This is a genomic window from Curvibacter lanceolatus ATCC 14669, assembly GCF_000381265.1.
Classification (GTDB): Bacteria; Pseudomonadota; Gammaproteobacteria; order Burkholderiales; family Burkholderiaceae_C; genus Curvibacter; species Curvibacter lanceolatus.
On the sequence record NZ_KB906255.1, the window covers coordinates 327,642 to 351,509 of the forward strand.

The following is a 23,868-nucleotide window of genomic DNA, read 5'->3' on the forward strand; positions in this document are numbered from 1 at the left end:
CTTATCGCGAAGCGTTGGCGTCGGCCACCGTCAGGGCTGTCATGTTCACGATCCGGCGCACCGTGGTGCTGGCGGTGAGGATGTGCACAGGTTGTGCCGCGCCCAGCAGCACCGGGCCAATCGCGATGTTGCCGCCTGCCGCCGTCTTGAGCAGGTTGTACGAGATGTTGGCGGCATCGATGTTGGGCAGGACCAGCAGGTTGGCGCTGCCCAAAAGGGTGCTGTGCGGCATCAGCGCCTGGCGGGCGGCACCATCGAGGGCCACGTCGCCGTGCATTTCGCCGTCCACTTCCAGCCACGGGGCCTGTTCGCGCAGCAGCTCCAGGGTGCGGCGCATCTTCACCGCGCTGGGCTGGCTGCTGCTGCCGAAGTTCGAGTGCGACAGCAGCGCTGCCTTGGGCTTGATGCCGAAGCGCATCATTTCCTCGGCGGCCATGATGGTGATCTCGGTGAGTTGCTCGGCCGTCGGATCGTAGTTGACGTGGGTGTCGACCAGGAACAGTTGGCGGTCGGGCAGCAGCAGGCCGTTCATGCAGGCGTAGGTGCTGACGCCGGGGCGCTTGCCGATCACCTGATCCAGGTAGTTCAGGTGCAGCGTGGTATGGCCCCAGGTGCCGGCGATCAGGCCGTCGACCTCGCCCTTGTGCAGCAGCATGGCGCCGATCAGCGACAGGCGGCGACGCATTTCGATCTTGGCGATCGGCACCGTGATGCCCTTGCGCTCGGTCATGCGGTGGTAGGTCTGCCAGAAGTCGCGGTAGCGGTGGTCGTTTTCGACGTTGACCACGTCGTAGTTGCGGCCTTCCTGCAGGCGCAGGCCGAACTTCTCGATGCGCTCGGCGATCACGGCCGGGCGGCCGATCAGGGTCGGGCGGGCCAGGCCCTCGTCGACCACGATCTGGGCGGCGCGCAGCACGCGTTCTTCTTCACCCTCGGCGTAGGCCACGCGCTTCTTGGCGGCGGACTTGGCGGCGGTGAAGATCGGCTTCATGGTGGTGCCCGAGGCATACACGAAGCTTTGCAGCTTCTCGCGGTAGGCGTCCAGGTCCTTCACGGGGCGCAGGGCCACGCCGCTGTCGGCGGCCGCCTGGGCCACGGCCGGCGCGATCTTCATCATCAGGCGCGGGTCGAAGGGCTTGGGAATCAGGTATTCGGGGCCGAAGGCCAGGGGGTGGCCCACGTAGGCGGCGGCCACCACTTCGCTTTGCTCGGCCTGGGCCAGCTCGGCAATCGCGTGCACGGCCGCAATCTCCATCTCCACCGTGATGGTCGAGGCGCCGGCGTCCAGGGCGCCACGGAAGATGTACGGGAAGCACAGGACGTTGTTGACCTGGTTCGGGTAATCGGTGCGGCCGGTGGCCATGATGGCGTCGTCGCGCACCGCCTTGACCTCTTCGGGCAGGATTTCGGGCGTGGGGTTGGCCAGCGCGAAGATCAGCGGATTGGCGGCCATCTTGGCCACCATCTCGGGCTTGAGCACGCCGCCGGCCGACAGGCCCAGGAAGACATCGGCGCCTTCGATGATCTGGCCCAGGGTGCGGGCGTCGGTCTTCTGGGCGAACTGGATCTTGTCCTCGTCCATCAGCTCGGTGCGGCCTTCATAGACCACGCCGGCCAGGTCGGTCACGTAGATGTTTTCGCGCGGCAGGCCCAGCTTGAGCAGCAGGCTCAGGCAGGCCAGGGCGGCGGCGCCGGCGCCCGAGGTGACGAGCTTGACCTTCTTGATGTCCTTGCCCACGACCTTCAGGCCGTTGAGCAGGGCCGCACCCACCACGATGGCGGTGCCGTGCTGGTCGTCGTGGAAGACCGGGATCTTCATGCGTTCGCGCAGCTTGCGCTCGACATAGAAGCAGTCGGGGGCCTTGATGTCTTCGAGGTTGATGCCGCCGAAGGTGGGCTCCAGCGAGGCAATGATGTCGACCAGCTTGTCCAGGTCTTTTTGCTCGTCGATCTCGATGTCGAACACATCGATGCCGGCGAACTTCTTGAACAGCACGCCCTTGCCTTCCATGACGGGCTTGGCGGCCAGCGGGCCGATGTTGCCCAGGCCCAGCACGGCGGTGCCGTTGGTGATCACGGCCACGAGGTTGCCGCGGCTGGTGTATTTGAAGGCGGCGTTGGGATCCTTGACGATTTCCTCGCAGGGGGCTGCGACGCCGGGGGAGTAGGCCAGGGCCAGATCGTGCTGGTTGACCAGTTGCTTGGTGGCGGCAATGGCCACCTTGCCGGGGGTCGGCAGCTCGTGGTATTCCAGTGCGGCGCGCCGCAATTCAGCGCGCTGTTCTTCTTTGTTGGCCTGTGGGTTGATGGGCATCCAATGTCTCCTGCTGGCTTGCTGGGGCTGGGGTCGCGCACCGGTGGCGGCCTGTCCGGACTCGCAAGGGTTCGCGATTGTAGACCCACCTGGGGGGAAACCCTAGTCAGTAAATCTGCGTAAAAAGGTGAATGGGTTTTGACTATTTGGCAAAAGCCCGCACGTCAAACGGAGGGCTGAAGCTGGCCCCATTCTGAATGGGTTTTGGGCCGCTGCGAACTCAATCGGGGCCTGATGGCGGGATTCGGCTTTTCAAACGCCGGTACAGCAGCCCTCTGGACACACCCAGTGCCCGGGCGGCGCGCGTGATGTTGCCGCCGACCTGGGCCAGTGCAGCTTCGATGTGCTGGCGGCTGTGTTCGTGCAGGGCGGGTCGGGTTTCGGTGGGCTGCGGTGTGTCGGTGGCTGTGGGGCCCGACCTGAGTTCAGGGGGTGGTTCCGGTGGTCTGACCGGCTCGCCCATCACCTGCAGGTGGCGCAAGCCATCGGTGGCCTGCAGTCGCACGCGCAGCCAGACGGTCAGGCCATTGCCCAGGCGCCTGGCCTGGGGCTGGTCGTGGTGGCTCAAAGCCAGCAGATCGCGCAGGTCCAGCCCCAGCGTGGCGTCGACGTCTTCCTGCGCAGGCCGTGGGGCCAGGCCCAGCAGGCGGCGCCCGGCCGGGTTGACCCAGGCCAACCGGCCCCGATCGTCGATGCCGGCCAGGCCTTGCTGGACGCTGTCGAGCAGATCCGGGTGGGCCTGGAACTGCAGCACCAGCTGCTCGCGGGCCTGGGCCTTGAGCAATCGGTTTTCGATCGAGGTGGCGTAGGCGCCCACCAGGCTGGCCGCATCGAAGCCGAAGGGGTGGGTTTCGATGGTCAGGTCCAGCACCCCGGCCAGGCGCCCATGGATGTCGCGGATCGGGGCTGCGGCACAGTGAAAGCTTTGCAGGCAGTCGTAATAGTGTTCCGCCCCCATCACGCTGCAGGCCTGGCCGGTGTGGGCCACCAGGCCGGGGGCGGTGGTGCCCACGGCGGATTCCGACAGGTTCACCCCCAGGCGCGCGGCCACCCCCAGCAGGGGCTGGTCGGCCAGCGGGTGGTGGGTGACATGCACGATCACGCCTTCGCTGTCAGTCAGGATGACCCGGCAGTCGGTGCCGCTGAGGGCGTGTTCCAGCGCCTGCAGTTCGTCGCCCGAGGCGCTGAGCAGCGGGCGGTTGCGGCCCAGGGCGCCGTGCAGGCGGCTGGGTGTGACCGGGTCGAAGCTCAGCGTGCGGCTGGTGCGGGGCTCCTGGCGCAGGCAACGCAGCCACGATTGCAGCACCCCCTCGGGCACCAGACCGCTGGGGCGTTGCCCCTCTTCAAACAGCTGCTGGCGTGCCTGGGCCACGCGCTGGCTGGGCGTGTTGAAGAACAGCGGGCGCGCCCAGGGGCGGCCAGGGTCTTGCCGGGGCATGGGGCCTCCATCAAGCGGTGGGTCGGTGGGTGGGTGAGCGCAGTATCGGCAGCCCCGGGGCTGCGCGTTCTCAGGGTTAGCCCATAGAAACCGTGGGGGCAAGTCGGAAATTCGCAAATTGAGACAGCCGCCGTGGCCCTGGCGGCCTGATTCCGGAATGTTCCATCTTGGAACAGTTTCGGCCTAGGGAAATCCCGGTGATGAAGCGGCGCGGGCAAAAGCAGATGCTCCGATCCGGGTGGTCCGCCCGCGCTCCGGCGTGCACCAGCGACGGTGCACACAGATTCCCGCCGTTCACGAACCCCGAACGGGAAGCGAGAAGCGTCGGGTCCGAAGGCCATCCCCCCAAGCCTATTCCGAGGAGACATCACCCTATGCATCAAGCCAAATCCACCACCCGCCCCGCTTCTGGGGTATCGGCCTGGCGCCGTCTGGGCATCGGGCTCGCCGGGCTGGCCCTGGCCGCCACGGTGGCCCTGCCAGCCCAGGCCCAGCCCGCCAGCCGTGTCGATCAGGTTGACGGCGCCTACATCCAGGCCAATGCCGCCAAGTCGACCGACTGGCCCAGCCATGGCCTGGATTACGCCGAAACCCGCTTCTCGCGCCTGCAGCAGATCAACACCGGCAACGTGGGCCAGCTGGGGCTGGTCTGGTCGTACAACCTGGAATCCACCCGGGGCGTGGAATCCACCCCGCTGGTGGTCGATGGCGTGATGTACGTCACCGCCTCCTGGAGCGTGGTGCACGCGGTGGATGTGCGCAGCGGCAAGCGGCTCTGGAGCTTCGACCCGCAGGTCGACAAATCCAAGGGCTACAAGGGCTGCTGCGACGTGGTCAACCGGGGCGTGGCCCTCTACCAGGGCAAGGTCTTCGTGGCCGCCTATGACGGCCGCCTGATCGCCCTGAACGCCCGCAGCGGCCAGAAGGTGTGGGAGCAGGACACCCTGATCGACCACACCCACAGCTACACCATCACCGGCGCGCCGCGCGTCATCAAAGGCAAGGTGGTGATCGGCAACGGCGGCGCCGAGTACGGCGTGCGCGGCTACGTCACCGCCTACGACGCGGGCACCGGTGCCCAGGCCTGGCGCTGGTTCACCGTGCCCGGCGACCCGTCCAAGCCCTTCGAAAACGAGGCCATGGCGCGCGCCGCCAAGACCTGGGACGCCAGCGGCAAGTGGTGGGAGTCGGGTGGCGGCGGCACCGCCTGGGACACCATGACCTACGACCCCGAGCTGAACCTGATGTACATCGGCACCGGCAATGGCTCGCCCTGGGCACGCAGCAAGCGCAGCCCGGGTGGCGGCGACAACCTGTACCTGGCCTCGATCGTGGCCCTCAACCCCGACACCGGCGAGTACGTCTGGCACTACCAGGAAACCCCGGGCGACAACTGGGACTACACCTCCACCCAGCCCATGATCCTGGCCGATCTGAAGATCGACGGCCGCCCGCGCAAGGTGATCCTGCATGCGCCCAAGAACGGCTTCTTCTTCGTCATCGACCGCACCAACGGTCGCTTCATCTCGGCCAAGAACTTTGTCGACGTGAACTGGGCCAAGGGCTACGACGCCAACGGCCGCCCCATCGAGAACCCCGAGGCACGCGCCACCGACAAGCCCTATGACGCCGTGCCGGGCCCGTTCGGGGCACACAACTGGCATTCGATGTCCTTCAACCCGCAGACCGGCCTGGTCTACCTGCCAGCACAGAACGTGCCCATCAACCTGATGGACAACCAGAACTGGAAGTTCAACGGCAACCAGCCCGGGGAGCCCCACGGCGGCCTGGGCTGGAACCTGGCCATGTACGCCAACGTCGAGCCGCCCAAGGGCAAGCCCTTCGGCCGCCTGATCGCCTGGGACCCGGTGCGCCAGAAGGCCGCCTGGACCCAGGAGCAAGTCTCGCCCTGGAACGGCGGCACCCTGACCACCGCCGGCAACCTGGTGTTCCAGGGCACGGCCGACGGGCGCCTGATCGCCTACAACGCCAAGACCGGCGGCAAGCTCTGGGAGTCGCCCACCGGCACCGGCGTGGTGGCCGCCCCCATCACCTACGAGGTGGACGGCCGCCAGTTCGTGTCGATTGCCGTCGGCTGGGGCGGCGTCTATGGCCTGGCCCAGCGCGCCACCGAGCGCCAGGGCCCCGGCACGGTCTACACCTTTGCCGTGGGCGGCAAGGCGCCCCTGCCCGACTTTGTGGGCTACCGCCTGGGCGAGCTGGTGTCGGGCGTCAAGTACGACCCGGCCCAGGTGCAGGCCGGCACCATGCTGTATGTCAGCAACTGCGTGTTCTGCCACGGCGTGCCGGGCGTGGACCGCGGCGGCAACATCCCCAACCTGGGCTACATGGATGCCGCCATGATCGAGCACCTGGACAAGTTCATCTTCAAGGGCCCGGCCATGGCGCGCGGCATGCCCGACTTCAGCGACCGGCTCAGCCTCGATGATGTGCAGAAGATCAAGGCCTTCATCCAGGGCACGGCCGACGCGATCCGGCCCAAGAAGTAGGGCCCGCGCCCCTGCAGCCCGCCTTGTGGCGGGCTGCCGTTTGGTGAAATGGCCGCTGCGGCAGATAATTTGGCCTTCTGTCTACCGTGAGGCCTTCACCATGTCCAGCATCAGCTCGATCGCCCAGTCCGGCATGCAGGCCGCGCTGCAGCGCCAGGATGCGGCGGCCAACAACATCGCCAACCAGAACACCGAGGGTTACCGCCGCGAGCGGGTTGACCAGCAGGCCGATTCCAATGGGGGCACCACCACCAGCGTGTCACGCATGCCCCAGCCAGGCAGCCAGCTCGAGCAGGACATGGTCGACCAGATCTCGTCCAGCTACAGCTTCCAGGCCAACCTCAAGACCCTCAAGGTCCACGACCAGATGATGGGCTCGCTGCTGGACGTCAAGGTCTGAGCACCGGCGCCGTCAGGCCCTTTTCGGGCTGGTACGCAGGTATCATCTGAGCCGTTCCCCACCGAGCAGGAGACGGCCATGGGCCTGATGGATTTCATCAAGAAACAGTTCATCGACGTCCTTCAATGGACCGAAGAGGGCGACGGCACGCTGGCCTGGCGCTATCCCATGGCCGACATGGAAATCCAGAACGGCGCCACCCTGGTGGTGCGCGAGTCGCAGATGGCCCTGTTCGTCAACGAAGGGCGCATCGCCGACCTGTTCGGCCCCGGCACCTACCGGCTGGGCACCCAGACCCTGCCGGTGCTGACCAACCTGCAGAACTGGGACAAGCTCTTCGAGTCGCCCTTCAAGAGCGATGTCTACTTCTTCAGCACCCGCGAGCAGCTCGACCAGAAATGGGGCACGCCCCAGCCCGTCACCGTGCGTGACCCCCAGTTCGGCGCCGTGCGCCTGCGTGCCTTCGGCAACTACAGCTTCCGCATCGCCGACCCCAAGGCCTTCCATGCCGGCATCTCCGGCACCCGCGAGCGCTACGGCGTGGCCGACCTGGACGGCCAGTTGCGCGGCCTGGTGCTGCAAAACATCAGCCAGGCCATTGCCGCCAGCGGCATCCCCTTCCTCGACCTGGCAGCCAACCAGCAGCGTTTCGCCGAGGCCCTGACCCAGCAGCTGGGCCCCGAGTTCGCCCGCCTGGGCCTGCAGCTGCAGACCTTCACGGTGCAGAACCTGTCCCTGCCCGAAGAGCTGCAGAAGGTGCTCGACCAGAAGATCGGCATGGGCATGGTGGGCCGCGACATGGGTCAGTTCATGCAGTACCAGACCGCCCAGGCCATCCCGCGCCTGGCCGAAGGTGCGGGCGGCGGCGGTGTGGCCGGTGACGCCATGGGCCTGGGCGCCGGCGTGGCGCTGGGCCAGGTGCTGGCGCAGAACCTGCAGGCCGGCCTGCAAGGCGGTGGGGCGGCCGCTGCCGCCGCAGCCGCTGCGGCCAGCGGCCTCAAGCCCGACGAGATCATGGCCACGCTGGAGAAGCTGGCCGATCTCAAGACCAAAGGCATCCTGACCGCTGAAGAGTTCGACGCCAAGAAGGCCGAACTGCTCAAGAAGCTCGTCTGAACCGCCCCGCCCGTTCGTGACAGAGCGTTCCTACCGCGCGCCCTGCCCGGGCTGCGGCGCCCCCGTTGAATTTCGCAGCGCCCAATCGACGCATGCGGTCTGCCCCTACTGCCAGAGCACGGTGCTGCGTCAGGGCGAGGTGCTGAGCCGCATCGGCCGCATGGCCGAGCTGTTCGACGACCACAGCCCGCTGCAGCTCATGGCCAGTGGCCGTTTCGACACCCAGCCCTTTGTGCTGATCGGCCGGCTGCAGTACAAGTCGCCCGCCGGCGTGTGGGCCGAGTGGATCGCGCTGTTCGAAGACGGCAGCCAGGCCTTCCTCAGCGAAGACAACGGCGCCTACGTGATGGCGCGCCCGCGTGAGCTGCAGCGCGAGATGCCCCCGGCCTCGGCCTTCCGTCCCGGGGCCAGCACGGCGGTCAATGGCCAGCCCTTCACCGTGGCCTTCAGCGACCAGGTGTGCCTGATCTCGGCCCAGGGCGAACTGCCGCGCCTGCCCCCGCTGGGCTTTGCCTTCGGCCTGGTGGAGCTGCGCAGCGACAGCGGCGAGGTGCTCAGCCTCGATTACAGCCGCACCCCGCCCGCCCTGTCGGCGGGCCGCTCGGTGCGGCTCGAAGACCTGGCCCTGAGCGGCCTCAAGGACGCGTCGGTCAAGAACGAAGCCGGGCGCCAGTTCAACTGCCCGCATTGCGGCGCTCCGGTCGAGATCACCCTGGCCAGCACCAAGACCCTCACCTGCCGCAGCTGCAACAGCCTGATCGATGTCTCGCAAGGCCTCGGCGGCGAACTGCGCCACGCCCTGCAGGACGAGCCCGTGGCGCCCCTGATCGCGCTGGGCAGCCTGGGCCGGCTCGAAGGGGTGGATTGGCAGGTGGTGGGTTTTCAGCACCGCATGGGCCGCGAACCCGGCGATGACGAGCTGTTCGGCTGGGAGGAGTACCTGCTCTACAACCGCCAGCGCGGCTTCAGCTTCCTGGTCGATGCCACCGATGGCTGGAGCCTGGTGCGCCCGCTCACCGGGGCGCCCAAGCTCGATGCCTCGGGGCGTGCGGCCACCTACCTGGGCACCCGTTACGAGCTGCAGTACCGCTACGACGCCGAGACCAGCTACGCCTGCGGCGAGTTCTACTGGCCGGTGGCGCGTGGCCAGAAGACCAGCAACCGCGACTTTGCCAGCGCCAAGGGCCTGCTGTCCGAGGAAAGCACCCCCAACGAGATCACCTGGTCGGGCGGCAGCCGCCTGGACGCGGCCACGGTGGCCAAGGCCTTCAAGCTCGAGGCCCGGCAAGACCTGCTGCGCCGGGCCGACGTGGCGCCGGCGGGCAGCTTCCGGGCCCTGGGATGGGGCACCATCCTGATCATTGCGGTGCTGCTGATCGTGCTGGTGCTGCTGCTCAGCCGCTGCTCCCGCTGCGACCCGGCGCTGGAGAATTGCAGCAGCAGCGGCTACCGCAGTTCGGGCGGCGCCTACGGGGGTTATTCGGGCAGCGGCGGCAGCCACAAGTAGATGATGTGACACCGACATGCTGAACCAACCACTCTTTTTCGGAGGTTTCCATGGGACTTGAATGGCTGCGCCCCGGCGCCGTGCTGGGCTCCATCGTGTTCGCCCTGGTGGGCGTGCTGGTGTTCTGGCTGAGCTTCGTCGTCATCGACAAGCTCACGCCCTACGATCTGTGGCGCGAACTGGTGGAAAAGCAGAACGTGGCCCTGGGCCTGGTGGTGGCGGCCATGTCGCTGGGCATCTGCCTCATCGTGGCGGCCGCGATCCACGGCTGAGCCTGGAGCCTACTAATTTTGGAGTCCGTCGATTTGTCGGCGGCCCTGTTTTGAAGACTGTGGATTGTTTTGAGCCAGCGACCTGATTCCTCCGACCCCCTGCTGCCTGCGGCGGTCGTCTCCGATGTGCCCTGGCGCGTGCCTGGGCGGCGTGGCGCGCGATCGCCCGACCCCTCCACCGGGCGCGGTGCGCCCCGGCCGGTCGAGCTGGCCCTGCTGAGCAGCGTGTTCGTGGTGGCCGCCTGCGGGCTGTTGTACGAACTGGCCGCCGGCACCCTGGCCTCGTACCTGCTGGGCGACTCGGTGCTGCAGTTCTCCACCGTGATCGGGGCCTACCTGTTCGCCATGGGCCTGGGCTCCTGGGCCTCGCGCCATTTCGACCGCCAACTGCCGGCGCACTTCCTGCGCATCGAGCTGCTGGTGGCCCTGCTGGGCGGCGGCATGCCGGCCTTGCTGTTCCTGTGCAGTGCCTTTGTGCCCGGGGCCTTCCGCCTGGTGCTGTACCTGCTGGTGGGGGCGGTGGGGGTGCTGGTGGGGCTGGAGATCCCGCTGGTCATGCGCATCCTCAAGCGCCACGTGCAGCTCAAGGAACTGGTCTCGCAGGTGCTCACCTTCGACTACCTGGGCGCGCTGGCCGTCTCGCTGGCCTTCCCCATCCTGCTGGTGCCGCACCTGGGCCTGGTGCGCACCGGGCTGGTGTTCGGCCTGCTCAATGCCGCCGTGGCGGTGTGGGCGCTGTGGCTGTTCCGCCATGAGCTGCGCCGCCTGCGTGTGCATGTGCTGGCCTGTGCCGGCGTGCTGCTGACCTTGCTGGGCGCCCTGATCGGGGCCGATGCCATCACCACTGTGGCCGAAGACCGCTTCTACCAGGACCGCGTCATCTACACCGCCACCAGCCCTTACCAACGCATCGTCGTCACCAGCGGGGCGCAGGGGCACCGGCTGTTCCTCAATGGCAACCTGCAGTTTGCCGAGCGCGACGAGTACCGCTACCACGAGGCCCTGGTGCACCCGGTCATGGCGGCGCAGGGCAACCCGCGCCGGGTGGCCGTGCTGGGCGGGGGCGACGGCATGGCCGTGCGCGAGGTGCTCAAGTACCCCGGCGTGCAGCAGGTCACCCTGGTCGAACTCGACCCCGAGATGACGCGCCTGTTCAGCACCCAACCCGCGCTCAAGCGGCTCAATGGCGGGGCCTTGTCCGATCCGCGCGTGCGCATCGTCAATGCCGACGCCTTCCAGTGGCTGCAGACCGAGGCCGATACCTTCGATGTCATCGTGGTCGACTTCCCCGACCCCACCAACTTTGCGCTGGGCAAGCTCTACAGCCAGTCGTTCTACGCCCTGCTGGACCAGCGCCTGTCGGCCAGCGGCTATGCGGTGGTGCAGACCACCTCGCCCCTGGTGGCGCGCCAGAGCTTCTGGACCGTGGTGCACACCATCGAGGCCGCCGGCCTGGGCGCCACGCCCTACCACGCCAACGTGCCCAGCTTTGGCGAGTGGGGCTTTGTGGTGGCCTCGCGCCGCCCCTGGCGCCAGCCTACCAAGCTGCCCGAGGGCCTGCGCTTTCTCAACCTGCAGACCCTGCCCATGCTGTTCGACTTTCCGCAGGACATGGCCGCCGTGCCCACCGGGGTGAACCGCCTGTCCAACCAGATCCTGGTGCGCACCTATGAGCAGGAATGGGGCAAGGTGGCCCATTGATCCGCACCGATAACGCCGCTGATTCGATGGCAGGCGGCCTGCACCGCCGCGACTGGCTGGCTTTGATGGGGGGCGCAGGTCTGGGCCTGGCGGGCTGCTCGCCCGCTGCACCGGCCCTGCAAGGCGGGTTTGAGGGGGCGGCCTTTGAACGCGGCCACCTGCTGCGCGAGAACCCGCGCCGCTGGCCGGCGCCGGCGGTGTCGCGCCGGGTGGGCGTGGTGGTGGCGGGCGCAGGCATCGCCGGCCTGGCGGCGGCGCGCTCGCTGCGCCTGGGCGGGGTGGACGACCTGGCCATCCTGGAGCTCGACGAGCAGCCCGGCGGCAACAGCCGCGGCCGCCTGCTGGGCAGCCAGCCCTGCCCCACCGGTGCGCACTACCTGCCCCTGCCCGGCGACGACGCGCCCGAGGTGCAGGCCCTGCTCGAAGAACTGGGCCTGCGCCGGCGCCAGGCGGGCCGCTGGGTGTACGACGAACAAGCCCTGTGCCACAGCCCCCAGGAGCGCCTGTACGTGGAGGGCGGCTGGCAAGAGGGCCTGCTGCCGGCGCACGATCTGAGCGCGGCCACGCGGGCGCAGTACCAGCGCTTTGCCGGCCTGGTGGCCGGCCTGCAGCGCCAGGCCCGGTTTGCCATTCCGCTGGCCAGCCAGGGCCTGAGCCCGGTGCAGCTGGCGCTCGACAGCCAGACCTTCGCGCAATGGCTGGCCCAGCAGGGCCTGGACGACGCCCGCCTGCGCTGGTACCTGGACTACTGCTGCCGCGACGACTACGGCGCCGGCCTGGCCGAGGTCTCGGCCTGGGCCGGCATCCACTACTTTGCCAGCCGGCATGGCTTCCATGCCCCGGGCAGCGATGAGGCCGCCGAAGCCGCCGACACCCCGGTGCTCACCTGGCCCGAGGGCAATGGCTGGCTGGTCGACCGGCTGGCCGCGCCCTGGCAGGGCGACGCCCGCCATGGCCCGCTGTACCCGGGCCGGGTGGTGCTGCGCATCGAAGACCAGCGCCAGGGCGTGGCGGTGGACGTGTGGGACGTGGCCCGGCAGCGCGTGGAGCGCTGGCTGGCCGCGCACTGCATCGTGGCCCTGCCGGTGCATGTGGCCGCCCGGGTGGTGGTGACTGCGCCCGATTGGCTGCAGTCCACGGCCTTGCGCTGGCAGCATGCGGCCTGGGTGGTGGGCAACCTGCTGCTCGACCAGCCCCTGCTCGACCGACCTGGCGCCGCCCCGGCCTGGGACAACGTGATCTATGGCTCCAGCGGCCTGGGCTATGTGAACGCGGCCCACCAGCGCCTGGACCCGCGCCCCGGCCCCACCGTGCTCACCTTCTACCGCGCGCTGGGGGCCGCCAAACCGGCCCGCAAGGCTTTGCTGGAGCAGCCCTGGACGCACTGGCGCGGCCCCATGCTGGACGAATTTCTGGGCCCCCACCCCGATCTGCTGAGCCATGCCCGCGAGTTTTCGCTGAGCCGCCACGGCCACGCCATGGCCGTGCCCGTGCCCGGGGTGCTGGCCCACCTGTCACGCCTGCCGCTGGCTGCAGCCGCCCAGGCCGTGCCCGCCTTGCGCCAACGCCGCACCGGCGCCAGCGTGCCTGCGGCCCTGGCCCAGGGGCGGGTCAGTTACGCCCACAGCGACTGGTCGGGCTACTCGGTGTTCGAAGAGGCCTTCACGCGTGGGCACGATGCCGGGCTGCTGGCCGTGCAACAACTGCGTGGGCGCACCCCCTCATGAGCGCTGAGCAGCCCACCTTGCGGGGCCTGCAGGCCGCCGACCTGCCTGCCCTGATGGCGCTGCAGGCGCTGGCCTACGGTGCTGCCTTTGTCGAGCCCGCTGCCGTCATGGCCCAGCGCCTGGCCATCACCCCGCTCACGGTGTGGGGCCTGTTCGATGCGCCGGGCGCACTGTGCGCCTACCTGCTGGCCTACCGCAGCGTGCCGGGGGCGGTGGCGCCGCTGCATCATCCTTTTGACCCGGCGCCCCAGTCCACGGCGCTGTACCTGCATGACCTGGCCGTGCACCCGAGCGCCAAGGGGTTGGGCCTGGGGCCACGCCTGGTGGCGGCGGCGCTGGCCCTGGCAAGGGCCGAAGGCCTGGGGGGGCTGGGCCTGGTGGCGGTGCAGGGTTCGCAGCCTTTCTGGCGCCGCCAGGGCTTTCAGGACCGCCGGCCTGATGCCGCCTCCCAGGCCACCTTGGCAGGGTACGGCGAAGGGGCGGTCTACCTGTGGCGCTCGCTGCCCTGAGTGGCGGCCCTAGCGGTGCTGCCCGGCGGCGTGGCGGCGTGCCGCCAGCAGCTTGCTCTGGTGCGCGTGGCGCCAGTGCTCGAAGGCCTCTCCCATCAAAGGCTTGGCAAACAGGTAACCCTGGCCCACATCGCAGTCCAGCGCCATCAGGGCGGCGGCGGTGCTGTCGTCCTCCACCCCCTCGGCCACGGTGCGCAGGCCCAGCTTGCGGCCCAGGGCGATGGTGGACTCGGCCACATGGCGGTCGCGCGGGCTGCGCAGCAGGGCGCTCACAAAGCTGCGGTCGATCTTGATGCTGGTGAAGGGGAACTGGCTCACATACGACAGGCTGGAGAAGCCGGTACCGAAGTCGTCCAGCGCCAGGGGCATGCCGGCGGCCCGCAATTCCTGCAGGCGGCGCAACACCAGGTCGGGGTTGACGGCCAGGGCCGACTCGGTGACCTCCAGCTCCAGCCATTGGGCCGGCACGTTTTTCTGCGCCAACAAGCCCTTGATGTGGTCGGTGAAGTCAGGGTCCTGCAGGTTGTTGGCGCTGATGTTGACGGCCACCTTCAGCGGCTGCCCCAGGGTTTGCCAGCGGGCCATCTGGTCGAGCGCCGCGCTGATCACCCAGCGGGTCAGCGGGTAGATCAGCTCGGTGGATTCGGCCAGCGGAATGAACTCGGACGGTGGAATCCAGCCCAGGCGCGGGTGGTGCCAGCGCAGCAGGGCCTCCACCCCTTCGAGCTCACGGCTTTCCAGCCACAGCTTGGGCTGCCAGGCCAGTTGCAGCTGGCCGCCGCGCAGGGCGGCCGACAGTTCGGAGCGCATTTTCAGATCGTGCCCGGGGGCGTGCTCGAAGCTGCGGCTGTAGCGCACCTGCGAGCCCACCACCGTGCGCGCCCGGGCCGCCGCCACGTCGGCACAGCGCAGCAACTGGCCGGCGTCGGGCGCATCGGCGGGGTATTCGGCACTGCCCAGTTTCAGGTGCAGCTCCACTGCGGTGTCACCCAGCGTGATGGGCTCGCGGCTGACCTGCACCATCAGCTCGCACACGGTCTCGGTCGACAGGTGGGGCGCCGGGTCGTCGGGGGGCGGTGGCACGGCCACGAAGTCGGTGCCGCCGGCCCGTGCCAGGCTCCAGCCATGGGCGAGCAACTGGCGCTCCAGGCGTCGCGCCGTGACCTCCAGCACCATGTCGGCGGTGCGGTGACCAAAGGCCTCGTTGATCTCCTTGAAGCGCGCCAGGTTCACGAACACCAGCTCGAAGCGATGGCCGGGCTGGCGCTCGATGCGTTCATCCAGTCGGCGCAGCAGGCTGTGCCGGTTGGGCAGGCCGGTCAGCGGGTCGTGGTTGGCCAGGTAGTCCTGCTGGCGGTTGAAGCGGCGCTCTTCGCTCAGGTCGCGCACCAGGCACAGCAGCTGGGGTGCGCCGTCGAGCGTGAAGGCCGACAGGCGCATCTCGCAGTCCACGCGTTGCTGCGTCAGCGGGGCGTCAAAGCTGTACTCGAAGCGCAGGTGCTCCCCGGCCAGCGCCCGCTGCATGCGCTGGCGCGGCAAGGTGCTGGGCTGCCCGGTGGCCGGGTCGATGGGGTGGGGAAAGAACTCCGACAGGGCGTGGCCCACCACCTCCTCGGCCTGGCTGCGCCCGGCCAGGCGCAGGGCCGCCGCGTTCAGCGCCAGCACGCGGCCTGCGGGGTCCAACACCAGCACGCCATCGGCCACGTCCTCGAACAGGCGCCGGTACACCGATTCGCTGGTGGCCAGCACCTGCAGCATGCGCTGCAGGGTGCGCGTGCCCAGGCCCAGGGCCAGCAGCGCCAGGGCCAGCATCACCCCCTTGGTGGCGCTGCGTTGCCGCCAGGGGGCCAGCACCTGGGCTTCGGTTTGCAGGCTGGCCACCAGCAGCGGGTAGCGTCCGGAGCGCCGGAAGGTGCCCGACAGCTCGGGCCTGTCGCGGGTCGAGGTCTTGAATTCGCCGCTGGGCTGCTCGCTGGCCAGGCGGGCCAGCAGCTCGGATTCGGGGGCCATGCGCCCGGTGCCCGGCGTGGGCTCGCCGGTGTGCATCAGCACCTGGCCATCGAGCAGGTAGACCGCCTGGTCGAGCCGGTTGAGCGGAGCCTGCGCATCGCTGTCCTGCGGCGGTGCGGGCGGGTGCAGCGCTGTCAACGGAATCAGTGCGCCCAGCAGCCATTCCTGGCCCGACTCCGGGCCGCTCAGGCGCATCAGCATCGGCAGCAGTTCACCCTGTTGCTCGTTCAATCGGATCGGGCCGAGCAACTGCAGCGGGCCGGCCACCTCGGGTTGCGGCAACTGGCGCAGGCGTTGCAGGTCCTCCGGGGCCAGGCGCTGATGCCGATCGGCTGCCACCAACTGGTCGCCACGGCGCACGAACAGCAACTGCGACACGCTGTCGAAGCGGATGGCCCCCTCCAGCAGGGCCTGCAGCGCTCGGGCATCGGGCGGGGGGTGCACGCCGCTGCTGGGCATCAGCTCGCTGCCCAGGCTGCTCAGGCTGAGGGCGGTCTGCTCCAGGGTCTGCTCGCTCAGGTGGCGCAGGTTTTCGGTCAGTTGCTGGCTGTTGTCATGGGCCAGGCGGCGGGTGCTGTCGTAATCCTGGGTGATCGACCACAAGCCCAGGCCGATCAGCCCCAGGCCCACCGCCAGCCCGGCCCAGCGCAGCAGGCGCCGGAAGCGGCGGCCCAGCAGGTAGCTTTCGGAGGCGGAGAGGAGTTGCACCAACCCATCCTACCCAACATTCCAAAGTTGTAACCAATTGCCACAAGCCTTTGCGTGACATTCCTGTCATCGGCGCGTCACGGCTGGCCCCGACATTGAGGGCTTGTTTCCTGTTGTGATGATTTTTCCGATGTCCCGCGCTCTCAATTCTGTTGCCGCTTCCATCCTGGCCGTGACGGCCTGCCTCTGGGCCCTGCCCGTGGCCGCCCAGTCCAACACCGCTGCGCCCCAGGCCTTCGAGGCCCGCCTGGCAGGCCACGCCGTGCTGCCGGCCCAGAGCTTTGTGCCGGCGCCCAAGAACGCCCCGCAAGACCTGCAGAGCAGCGGCAAATACACCACCGGCGTGCGCGTCGAGAAGCTCGCCTCCGTGCCCGGTCTGTCGTTCGGCCGCCCCACCGGCGTGTCGCTGCCCTTCAAGGGCCAGCCGCTGCAGGGCCATTCGGGCATCAAGCACATGGCCGACGGCACGTTCTGGATCATCACCGACAACGGTGCCGGCGCCAAAGCCAACTCGCCCGACTTCATGCTGTACCTGAACCACTATGCGGTGGACTTCAAGAGTGGCCACTTCAAGCGCCTGGACACGGTCTTTCTGCACGACCCCGACAAGAAGGTGCCCTTTCGCATCGTCCATGAAGGCACGCCCGAGCGCTACCTGACGGGCTCGGATTTCGACACCGAGAGCTTCCAGTTCGCCGGTGGCTCGATCTGGATCGGCGACGAACTGGGCCCCTTCCTGATCAAGGCCGACATGAAGGGCAAGGTGCTGGCGGTGTTCGACACCCAGGTCGACGGCAAGGTGGTGCGCTCGCCCGACCACCCGGCCCTGACCACGCCGGCGGCGCCCGGCGGCAGCGTCAACTTCGAGGTGCGTCGCTCCAAGGGCTTCGAGGGCATGGCCTCGTCCAAGGATGGCAGCAAGCTCTACGCCCTGCTCGAAGGCGCCCTGTGGAACTCCGAGGCCAAGGCCTACGAATCGCTGGAGGGCAAGCCCTATCTGCGCGTGCTCGAGTTCGACGTGAAGACCGAGCAGTGGACCGGTCGCCACTGGAAATACGTGCTGGAAGCCGGTCACCACGCCATCGGCGACTTCAACATGATCGACGACAGCACCGGCATGATCATCGAGCGTGACAACGGTGAAGGCACGGCCGACAAGGCCTGCCCCGAGGGCCAGCAGCGCCCGGATTGCTTCCATGACCTGGCCAAGTTCAAGCGCGTCTACAAGATCGAACTGAGCGAGGCCAACGTGGGCGGCCCGGTGCGCAAGATCGGCTACATCGATCTGCTCAACATCGCCGACCCGGCCCACCTGGCGCGCAAGCCGCTGAACAAGGGCGTGCTGACCTTCCCCTTCTTCACCATCGAGAACGTGGACGTGGTGGATGCCACCCACATCGTGGTGGGCAACGACAACAACCTGCCCTTCAGCAGCAGCCGCGAACCCAACCAGGCCGACGACAACGAGCTGGTGCTGCTCGACGTGGCCGAGTTCCTGAAGGCGCGCTGAGGCGCACTGAGGCGCACTAGGCACCGGGCTTTATAAGCGGCGCTGTGCCTGGCGCCGTACCCGGCGCGATGGTTTTTTTCGCAGTCAGTCCTTGGTCGGCCCGGTGCGCTTGCGCATCGGGCCGCTTTTTTTGGGCACACGGCAAAATCGAGTGGCTTGAACTCTCCCGTGCTCCCAAGCCATGCCCACCTTGCCCGTCTTGTATTCGTTTCGCCGTTGCCCCTATGCCATGCGCGCCCGGCTCGCCCTGAAGGCGGCGGGTGTGCCGGTGGCCCTGCGTGAGGTGGTGCTGCGCGACAAGCCGGCCGAGCTGTTGGCGGTGAGCCCCAAGGGCACGGTCCCGGTGCTGGTGCTGCCCACGGGCGAGGTGATCGAGCAAAGCCTGGACATCATGCGCTGGGCGCTGGCCCAGCACGACCCCCTCGGCTGGCTGCACACCGAGGGCAGCCGGGAAGCGGAGCTGACCCGGCATGGGCTGGCCGCCAACGATGGCGGGTTCAAGGCCCTGCTGGACCGCTACAAATACCCCGAACGCCACCCGGAGCACCCGGCCAGCCACTGGCGCGAGCAGGCGCTGGTGCAACACCTTCTGCCCCTGGAAGGCCTGTGGCAGGCGCGGGGCGGCCCGCACCTGCTGGGCCCCCGCCCCGGCCTGCTGGATGCGGCCCTGATGCCCTTTGTGCGTCAGTTCGCCCAGGTGGACGCCGCCTGGTGGGCCCAGGCGCCCTTGCCCGGCCTTCGGCAGTGGTTGGCCCAATGGCTGGCCAGCCCCTTGTTCGACAGCGTGATGCTGCGCTGGCCGGTCTGGCGCACTGGCGACGCAGAGCCGCGCTTCTGATGGGTGGCCGCACTCAGTTCCGGTGCTTGGCCCATTTCGCAGCCAGAGCTTCCACAATCCCCAGGCCGCGCTGGCCGGGGTGCAACTCGAAGCGTTGGCCGGCGGTGATCGTGCCTTCCTGCACCACCGACAGGTAGAAGCCACAGCGGCCGCTTTGTGCCATCAGGCGGGCGGCCTGGGCAAAGCCCATCACGGCGTTGAACTTGAAGCAGGGCTCGCGTGGGGCGGTGACGCGCAGCACGCAGTCCGGAAAGTGCAGTTCGTCGCCGACCCATACCTCGGCTTCCAGCAGCCCCGTCAGGGTCAGGTTCTCGCCTGCAAACCCCGGGGGCAGCGCTTCGTCGAACAGGCTGACGCCGGCCTCGCGGCGCTGCTGCTGCCACCAGGGGTAGTGTTCGGCGGGCCAGGCATAGACGGCTTTCGAGAGCCCCCCATGCACGCTGAGGTCGGCCTGTTCGTCGCCCGCCAGCCCCAGCCGGGCCACGGTGACCGCGCCGTCAACGGGGCGCTTGCCGATGGCGCTCATGATGCGGCGGCCCTGGATCTGCAAGGGGCGCACGTGGCCGGTGTTCACGCTGAGCACTTCCACGTCACACCTCGCCGCTCAAGGGCAGTTCGGCGGCGCTGGCGGGGCGCCCGTACAGGTAGCCCTGGTAGGCATCGCAGCCATAGCTGGCCAGGCGGTCGCGTTGTTCAGCGGTCTCCACGCCTTCGGCGATCACCGCCAGGCCCAGGTTCTTGCCCAGGGCCACGATGGTGCGCGCAATGGTGGCGTCGTTGGCGTCTTCCAGCAGGTCGCGCACAAAGGACTGGTCGATCTTCAATTGGTCCAGCGGCAGGCGCTTGAGGTAGCTCAGGCTGGAGTAGCCGGTGCCGAAGTCGTCCAGCGAGAAGCCCACCCCGTGCGCCTGCAGCGCACTCATCTTGGCGATGATGTCTTCGACGTCGTGCAGCAGCAGGCTTTCGGTCAGCTCCAGCTTGAGCCGGTGGGCCGGGGCGCCGGTGGTGGCCAGGGTGTCGAGCACCTGTTGCACGAAGTCGGTCTGCCGGTACTGGCGGGCGCTCACATTGATGGCCAGGGTCAGGTGGGCGTGTGTCGGGCTCAGCGCCCATTGGGCAAGCTGGCGGCAGCCCTCGGTCAGCACCCACAGGCCCAGCGGCAGGATCAGCCCCGTGTCTTCTGCCAGCGGGATGAAGTCGACCGGCGAGACCAGCCCGCGCTGCGGATGCCGCCAGCGCACCAGGGCCTCGGCCCCCAGCACCTGGCCGGCCGCGCTGACCTGGGCCTGGTAGGCCAGCAGCAGCTGGCCATCGCGGATGGCCACGCGCAGGTCCGATTCAAGGGCGGCGCGCTCGGCCACCAGGGCCTGCATGGCGGGGTCGAAGAAGCGCAGCGTGTTGCGGCCGGCCGCCTTGGCCTGGTACATGGCCAGGTCGGCGCGCTGCAGCATCTCGTCCACCTGCGAGTGCTGGTCGAACAGGGCCACCCCCATGCTGGGCGAGCAGTGGTATTCGTTGCCGGCCAGGTCGTAGGGGTGGTTCAAGGCCAGGCGGATGTTCTCGCCCACGGTCTCGGCCTGGCGGGCCGCGTCCACGGGGTTGCCGTCCAGCCCGTCGAGCATGACCACGAACTCGTCGCCCCCCAGTCGCGACACGGTGTCGCTCTCGCGCACGCTGTGCAACAGCCGCCGTGCCACCTGCTGCAGCAACAGGTCACCCTTGTCGTGGCCCAGGGTGTCGTTGAGGGTCTTGAAGTTGTCCAGGTCGATGAAGATCAGCGCGCCGTTGCGCTGGCGCCGCACGCTGGCGGCCAGGGCCTGGCGCAGGCGGTCCAGCAGCAGGCGGCGGTTGGGCAGACTGGTCAGCGGGTCGAAGAAGGCGAGGTGTCGGATTTCGTTCTCGGCCGCCTTGCGCTGGGTGATGTCGGTCAGGGTGCTGACGTAATGCGTGACCTCGCCGCCTTCGCTCTTCACCGCGGTGATGGTCAGCCACTCGGGGAAGATGTCGCCGTTCTTGCGCCGATTCCAGATCTCACCTTGCCACCGACCGGTTTCGAGCACCGATTGCCAGAGGCCGTCATAGAACGCGCGCTCATGCCGCCCCGACTTGAGGATCTTGGGCGTCTGCCCCACCACATCCTGCGAGCTGTAGCCCGTGATATCGGTGAAGGCCTGGTTGATCTTCAGGATCACGCCATTTCGGTCGGCCACCATCATGCCTTCCTGGGTTTCGAAGGCGGTGGCGGCGATGCGCTGCTCGGCGTCGATGCGGCGCCGCTCGGTCACATCTTCGAGGATGGCCAGGTACTGCGCGATGCTGCCCTGGTCGTTGAGCACGGGCGAGACCTGCACCTTGTGCCACAGCAGGGTGCCGTCGTGGCAGCGGATCGGCAGCTCGCCCTGCCAGGCCTGGCCCTGGCGCGCCAGATCCCAGATGGCTTCATAGCGGGCCTTGTCTTCGCCCGGTGCGCGCAAAAAGCTCGGTTGCTGACCCAGCACGTCGGCCAGGGCATAGCCGCTCATGCGTTCGAACTCGGGGTTCACATAGGTGATGCTGGTGTCGGTGTCGGTGATCAAGATGGACACCGGGCTTTGTGCCATGGCGCGCGACAGGGTCTTGAGCTCGGCCGCCTGCTGGCGCAGGGCCTCCAGGTGGCGCGCATTCTCGCGGTGGTAGGCCAGGAACAACCGCCGCGACCAGCGCGAGAACAGCAAGGAGGCCCCCAGCGCCACGCCCAGCGCCACCAGCACCGCCAGGCCCAGGGTCAGCCAGCGCTGCGGGTTGCCTTCGTCATGCAGTTGCCGCTCGCGGCTGATCGAAGACTCCAGCTCGTTGTCGAACACCGTGGCGGCAATCACCCAGCCCCAGGGCTCGACCACCTTGACCAGTGCCGTCTTGGGGCTCGTCTGGCCGCTGTTGGGGTGGGGCCATTCGTAGTGGATGAAGCCGCCCCCGTCCTGGCCAGTGCGGAAGATCTTCTCCACGGCGGCCGCCTCGGCCGGTGGCAGCCCGGAGAAGTGCAGCCCTTCGATCGAAGCGTTGGAGGGCGACAGCAATGATCGGCCCTGCCGGTCGACCAGGCCGAAGTAGCCGCTGAGGCCGAAGCGCAGCGAACGCAGGTGGGCCAGTGCTTCCTGCTGCTGCAGCTCCTCCCACTTCGAGGTGTAGTCGCCGGTGCCGATCAGCCAGCCATAGGGCGCAAAGTAGCGCACATAGGCCAGCTTGTCGGCCATCTGCTTGGGTTGGTCAGGCAGGTACCAGCGGTAGCGCGAGAAGCCCGCGCCACGGGGCTGGCGGGCCGCCTCGATCAAGCCCTTCATGATGGGGTGGCCGGTGTCGTCTCGGTTGTCCGGTGACAGCTTGCCTTCGAGCTGCGGCGCGGTGGGCAGCAGGATGAACCGGCCCTCCATGTCGTCGATGAAGTAGTAGCCCCGGCCATCGTAGAAGCGCACCTCACGCAGCGCCTCGATGATCAGCTGGCGCACCTCGGCGGCCGGGCGCAGCGGCGACTCGCGCCGGTAGATGGCCTCGGCCACCTGCATGGCGTTGTCGACCTGGTTGACCAGGCTGTGGCGCAGCACGTCGTGGGTGCGTGAACGCACGAACTCGATGTAGCTCAGGGCCGAGTCCATCTCGGCCGACAGGCGCTGCCGTTGCTGCTGTTGCAGCACCGCTTCCACCCTTTGCAACGAGGCCTTTTGCTCGGCCAGGTTCTGCCATGAGAAGAACCCCACCAGGGCCAGCGTCAGGCTCAGCACCACCACCAGCGTGCCCACCAGGTGCAGGCGCGGCACGGTTTTCTCGTTGGCGATCAGGCGCAGGGCACGGCGCTCGGGTCGGGGGGCGGGGGCGGCGCTCATGCCGACTGGGGGGCGGTCTGCTTCATCCGGCCATCAGCGCATCAGCGCTTCGATCTCGTCGGCGTGCACGGGCACGTCGCGGGTGATCAGTTCGCAGCCTTGCGCCGTGACCACGGCATCGTCTTCGATGCGGATGCCGATGTGGTGGAAGGCCTCGGGCACGCCCGGGGCCGGGCGCACATACAGGCCGGGCTCGAGGGTCAGCACCATGCCCGGGTGCAGGATGCGGCTGGGCCGGTTGGTGATGGTCTCGCCCGACAGCGGGTCACGCCGCAAGCTGGCTTCGCCCAGCTCGGTGGGCTCCACGTAGCTGCCGCAGTCGTGCACATCCATGCCCAGCCAATGGCTGGTGCGGTGCATGTAGAACGGAAAGTAGCTGCGGTTCTCGATCACATCCTGCACGCTGCCCACGGTGTTGCGGTCGAGCAGGCCCAGGTCAAGCAGGCCTTGCGCCAGCACCGCCACGGTGGCGTCGTGAGGGTCGTTGAAGCGGGCGCCGGCACGGGTGGCGGCCACGGCCGCGTCCTGCGAGGCCAGCACCAGGTCGTACAGGGCGCGCTGGGGGCCGCTGAAGCGGCCATTGGCCGGGAAGGTGCGGGTGATGTCGCTGGCGTAGCTGTCGAGTTCGCAGCCGGCATCGATCAGCACCAGCTCGCCGTCGCGCACCGGTGCGGTGTCGGCGCGGTAGTGCAGCACGCAGGCATTGGCCCCGGCGGCCACGATGGAGCTGTAGGCCGGGTACTGCGAGCCATGGCGGCGGAACTCGTGCAGCAGCTCGGCGTCCAGGTGGTATTCGCGCACCTCCTGGCCGGCGCGCAGGCGGCTGGCGCTGAGCTGCATGGCGCGCACATGGGCGCCGGCGCTGATCTGGGCGGCCCGGCGCATGATGGTCAGCTCGTACTCATCCTTGATCAGGCGCATCTCGTCAAGCACGCCGCACAGGTCGCGCTGCATGGCCGGGCACAGGGCGCCGAAGCGCACCCGGGCGCGCACCTGGCCCAGCCAGCCGTCGACCCGGGTTTCCAGGCCCTTGTGGGTGGCGAAGGGGTAGTGCACCACATCGCGGTTTTCCAGCAGCTTTGGCAGGCGGGTGTCCAGCTCGGTCACCGGCCAGGCCGTGTCCACACCCAGGGCCGCGGGGGCCGCATCAGGGCCCAGGCGGTAGCCGTCCCAGATCTCGCGCTCCAGGTCCTTGGGGTTGCACCACAGCGTGCTGTGGCCGTCGCCGGTGATGACGAGCCAGGCGTTGGCCTCGGTGAAGCCCGTCAGGTAGTAGAAGTAGCTGTCGTGCCGGTACAGGAAATCGCTGTCGCGGTTGCGCTGGCGCTCGGGCGCGGTGGGCACGATGGCGATGCCGTTGGGCCCGATGGCCTGGGCCACGCGGGCGCGGCGTTCGGCGTAGACGCTCAAGGGGGTGGGGGCGAGGGTGGGGAGGTCGGACATGGCGG

Annotated in this window: 16 protein-coding genes; 10 read left to right on the plus strand and 6 right to left on the minus strand. The window is 68.5% G+C overall.

Translation table 11 applies throughout. From position 1 onward, the window contains the following. Position 1 precedes the first annotated feature (1 nt). Together F624_RS0108380 and F624_RS0108385 are read right to left on the minus strand one after the other, a co-directional pair. Positions 2 to 2,314, minus strand: a complete 2,313-nt coding sequence (locus F624_RS0108380) for an NADP-dependent malic enzyme (protein ID WP_019573842.1) — start codon at positions 2,312 to 2,314, stop codon at positions 2 to 4. A 220-nt stretch (positions 2,315 to 2,534) separates the two neighbouring features. Beyond that, the gene (locus F624_RS0108385; RefSeq protein WP_019573843.1) at positions 2,535 to 3,752 is read right to left on the minus strand and encodes a helix-turn-helix domain-containing protein; all 1,218 of its coding nucleotides are present in this window, start codon (positions 3,750 to 3,752) and stop codon (positions 2,535 to 2,537) included. A gap of 374 nt (positions 3,753 to 4,126) precedes the next feature. On the opposite strand from F624_RS0108385, the gene F624_RS0108390 reads away from it, so the two are divergent. The 8 genes from F624_RS0108390 (at position 4,127) to F624_RS0108425 (ending at position 13,494) form a co-directional block, all read left to right on the plus strand. Continuing rightward, positions 4,127 to 6,262, plus strand: coding sequence for a PQQ-dependent dehydrogenase, methanol/ethanol family (locus F624_RS0108390; protein WP_019573844.1), 2,136 nt, complete (start codon positions 4,127 to 4,129; stop codon positions 6,260 to 6,262). 100 nt (positions 6,263 to 6,362) lie between these two features. Then, complete coding sequence (locus F624_RS0108395; RefSeq protein ID WP_019573845.1) at positions 6,363 to 6,662, plus strand: flagellar basal body protein; 300 nt, start codon at positions 6,363 to 6,365, stop codon at positions 6,660 to 6,662. A gap of 78 nt (positions 6,663 to 6,740) precedes the next feature. Further along, on the plus strand, positions 6,741 to 7,778 hold the full coding sequence (locus F624_RS0108400) for an SPFH domain-containing protein (RefSeq protein WP_019573846.1): 1,038 nt from the start codon (positions 6,741 to 6,743) through the stop codon (positions 7,776 to 7,778). A 16-nt stretch (positions 7,779 to 7,794) separates the two neighbouring features. Continuing rightward, positions 7,795 to 9,285: a DUF4178 domain-containing protein gene (locus tag F624_RS0108405; RefSeq protein ID WP_019573847.1), complete on the plus strand. Its 1,491-nt coding sequence runs from the start codon at positions 7,795 to 7,797 to the stop codon at positions 9,283 to 9,285. Between the two features lie 50 nt (positions 9,286 to 9,335). Continuing rightward, complete coding sequence (locus F624_RS0108410) at positions 9,336 to 9,557, plus strand: DUF350 domain-containing protein (RefSeq protein ID WP_019573848.1); 222 nt, start codon at positions 9,336 to 9,338, stop codon at positions 9,555 to 9,557. Between the two features lie 138 nt (positions 9,558 to 9,695). Continuing rightward, entirely contained in the window at positions 9,696 to 11,258 is a 1,563-nt protein-coding gene (locus F624_RS0108415) for a polyamine aminopropyltransferase (RefSeq protein WP_031254502.1), read from the plus strand. A gap of 26 nt (positions 11,259 to 11,284) precedes the next feature. After that, the gene (locus tag F624_RS0108420; protein ID WP_019573850.1) at positions 11,285 to 12,985 is read left to right on the plus strand and encodes an NAD(P)-binding protein; all 1,701 of its coding nucleotides are present in this window, start codon (positions 11,285 to 11,287) and stop codon (positions 12,983 to 12,985) included. Continuing rightward, positions 12,982 to 13,494 (plus strand): GNAT family N-acetyltransferase, encoded by a 513-nt coding sequence (locus tag F624_RS0108425; protein WP_019573851.1) that lies wholly within the window; start codon positions 12,982 to 12,984, stop codon positions 13,492 to 13,494. Before F624_RS0108420 ends, F624_RS0108425 begins: the two co-directional genes overlap by 4 nt. Positions 13,495 to 13,503: 9 nt before the next feature. Here F624_RS0108425 and F624_RS0108430 read toward each other — a convergent pair whose 3' ends face one another. Beyond that, positions 13,504 to 16,212 (minus strand): putative bifunctional diguanylate cyclase/phosphodiesterase, encoded by a 2,709-nt coding sequence (locus F624_RS0108430; protein ID WP_157443376.1) that lies wholly within the window; start codon positions 16,210 to 16,212, stop codon positions 13,504 to 13,506. Positions 16,213 to 16,342: 130 nt separating this feature from the next. Between F624_RS0108430 and F624_RS0108435 the strand changes: the two genes are divergently transcribed. After that, entirely contained in the window at positions 16,343 to 17,722 is a 1,380-nt protein-coding gene (locus tag F624_RS0108435; protein WP_031254504.1) for an esterase-like activity of phytase family protein, read from the plus strand. Positions 17,723 to 17,903: 181 nt separating this feature from the next. Continuing rightward, positions 17,904 to 18,560: a glutathione S-transferase gene (locus F624_RS0108440; RefSeq protein ID WP_019573854.1), complete on the plus strand. Its 657-nt coding sequence runs from the start codon at positions 17,904 to 17,906 to the stop codon at positions 18,558 to 18,560. 13 nt (positions 18,561 to 18,573) lie between these two features. On the opposite strand, the gene F624_RS0108445 is transcribed toward F624_RS0108440, so the two are convergent. Genes F624_RS0108445 through F624_RS0108460 form a run of 3 tightly spaced genes read right to left on the minus strand, consistent with a single transcriptional unit; the run spans position 18,574 to position 23,863 of the window. Then, entirely contained in the window at positions 18,574 to 19,149 is a 576-nt protein-coding gene (locus F624_RS0108445; protein ID WP_019573855.1) for an MOSC domain-containing protein, read from the minus strand. A gap of 1 nt (position 19,150) precedes the next feature. Beyond that, positions 19,151 to 22,420 (minus strand): bifunctional diguanylate cyclase/phosphodiesterase, encoded by a 3,270-nt coding sequence (locus F624_RS32350; RefSeq protein WP_019573856.1) that lies wholly within the window; start codon positions 22,418 to 22,420, stop codon positions 19,151 to 19,153. A 33-nt stretch (positions 22,421 to 22,453) separates the two neighbouring features. Continuing rightward, positions 22,454 to 23,863, minus strand: a complete 1,410-nt coding sequence (locus F624_RS0108460; protein ID WP_019573857.1) for an aminopeptidase P N-terminal domain-containing protein — start codon at positions 23,861 to 23,863, stop codon at positions 22,454 to 22,456. Positions 23,864 to 23,868 lie beyond the last annotated feature (5 nt).

Coding starts and splice junctions, on each gene's coding strand:
- F624_RS0108395 (WP_019573845.1), top strand. CDS start 6,363: ATGTCCAGCATCAGCTCGATCGCCCAGTCCGGCATGCAGGCCGCGCTG.
- F624_RS0108400 (WP_019573846.1), top strand. CDS start 6,741: ATGGGCCTGATGGATTTCATCAAGAAACAGTTCATCGACGTCCTTCAA.
- F624_RS0108460 (WP_019573857.1), bottom strand. CDS start 23,863: ATGTCCGACCTCCCCACCCTCGCCCCCACCCCCTTGAGCGTCTACGCC.
- F624_RS0108425 (WP_019573851.1), top strand. CDS start 12,982: ATGAGCGCTGAGCAGCCCACCTTGCGGGGCCTGCAGGCCGCCGACCTG.
- F624_RS0108440 (WP_019573854.1), top strand. CDS start 17,904: ATGCCCACCTTGCCCGTCTTGTATTCGTTTCGCCGTTGCCCCTATGCC.
- F624_RS32350 (WP_019573856.1), bottom strand. CDS start 22,420: ATGAGCGCCGCCCCCGCCCCCCGACCCGAGCGCCGTGCCCTGCGCCTG.
- F624_RS0108435 (WP_031254504.1), top strand. CDS start 16,343: ATGTCCCGCGCTCTCAATTCTGTTGCCGCTTCCATCCTGGCCGTGACG.
- F624_RS0108385 (WP_019573843.1), bottom strand. CDS start 3,752: ATGCCCCGGCAAGACCCTGGCCGCCCCTGGGCGCGCCCGCTGTTCTTC.
- F624_RS0108380 (WP_019573842.1), bottom strand. CDS start 2,314: ATGCCCATCAACCCACAGGCCAACAAAGAAGAACAGCGCGCTGAATTG.
- F624_RS0108420 (WP_019573850.1), top strand. CDS start 11,285: ATGGCAGGCGGCCTGCACCGCCGCGACTGGCTGGCTTTGATGGGGGGC.
- F624_RS0108390 (WP_019573844.1), top strand. CDS start 4,127: ATGCATCAAGCCAAATCCACCACCCGCCCCGCTTCTGGGGTATCGGCC.
- F624_RS0108410 (WP_019573848.1), top strand. CDS start 9,336: ATGGGACTTGAATGGCTGCGCCCCGGCGCCGTGCTGGGCTCCATCGTG.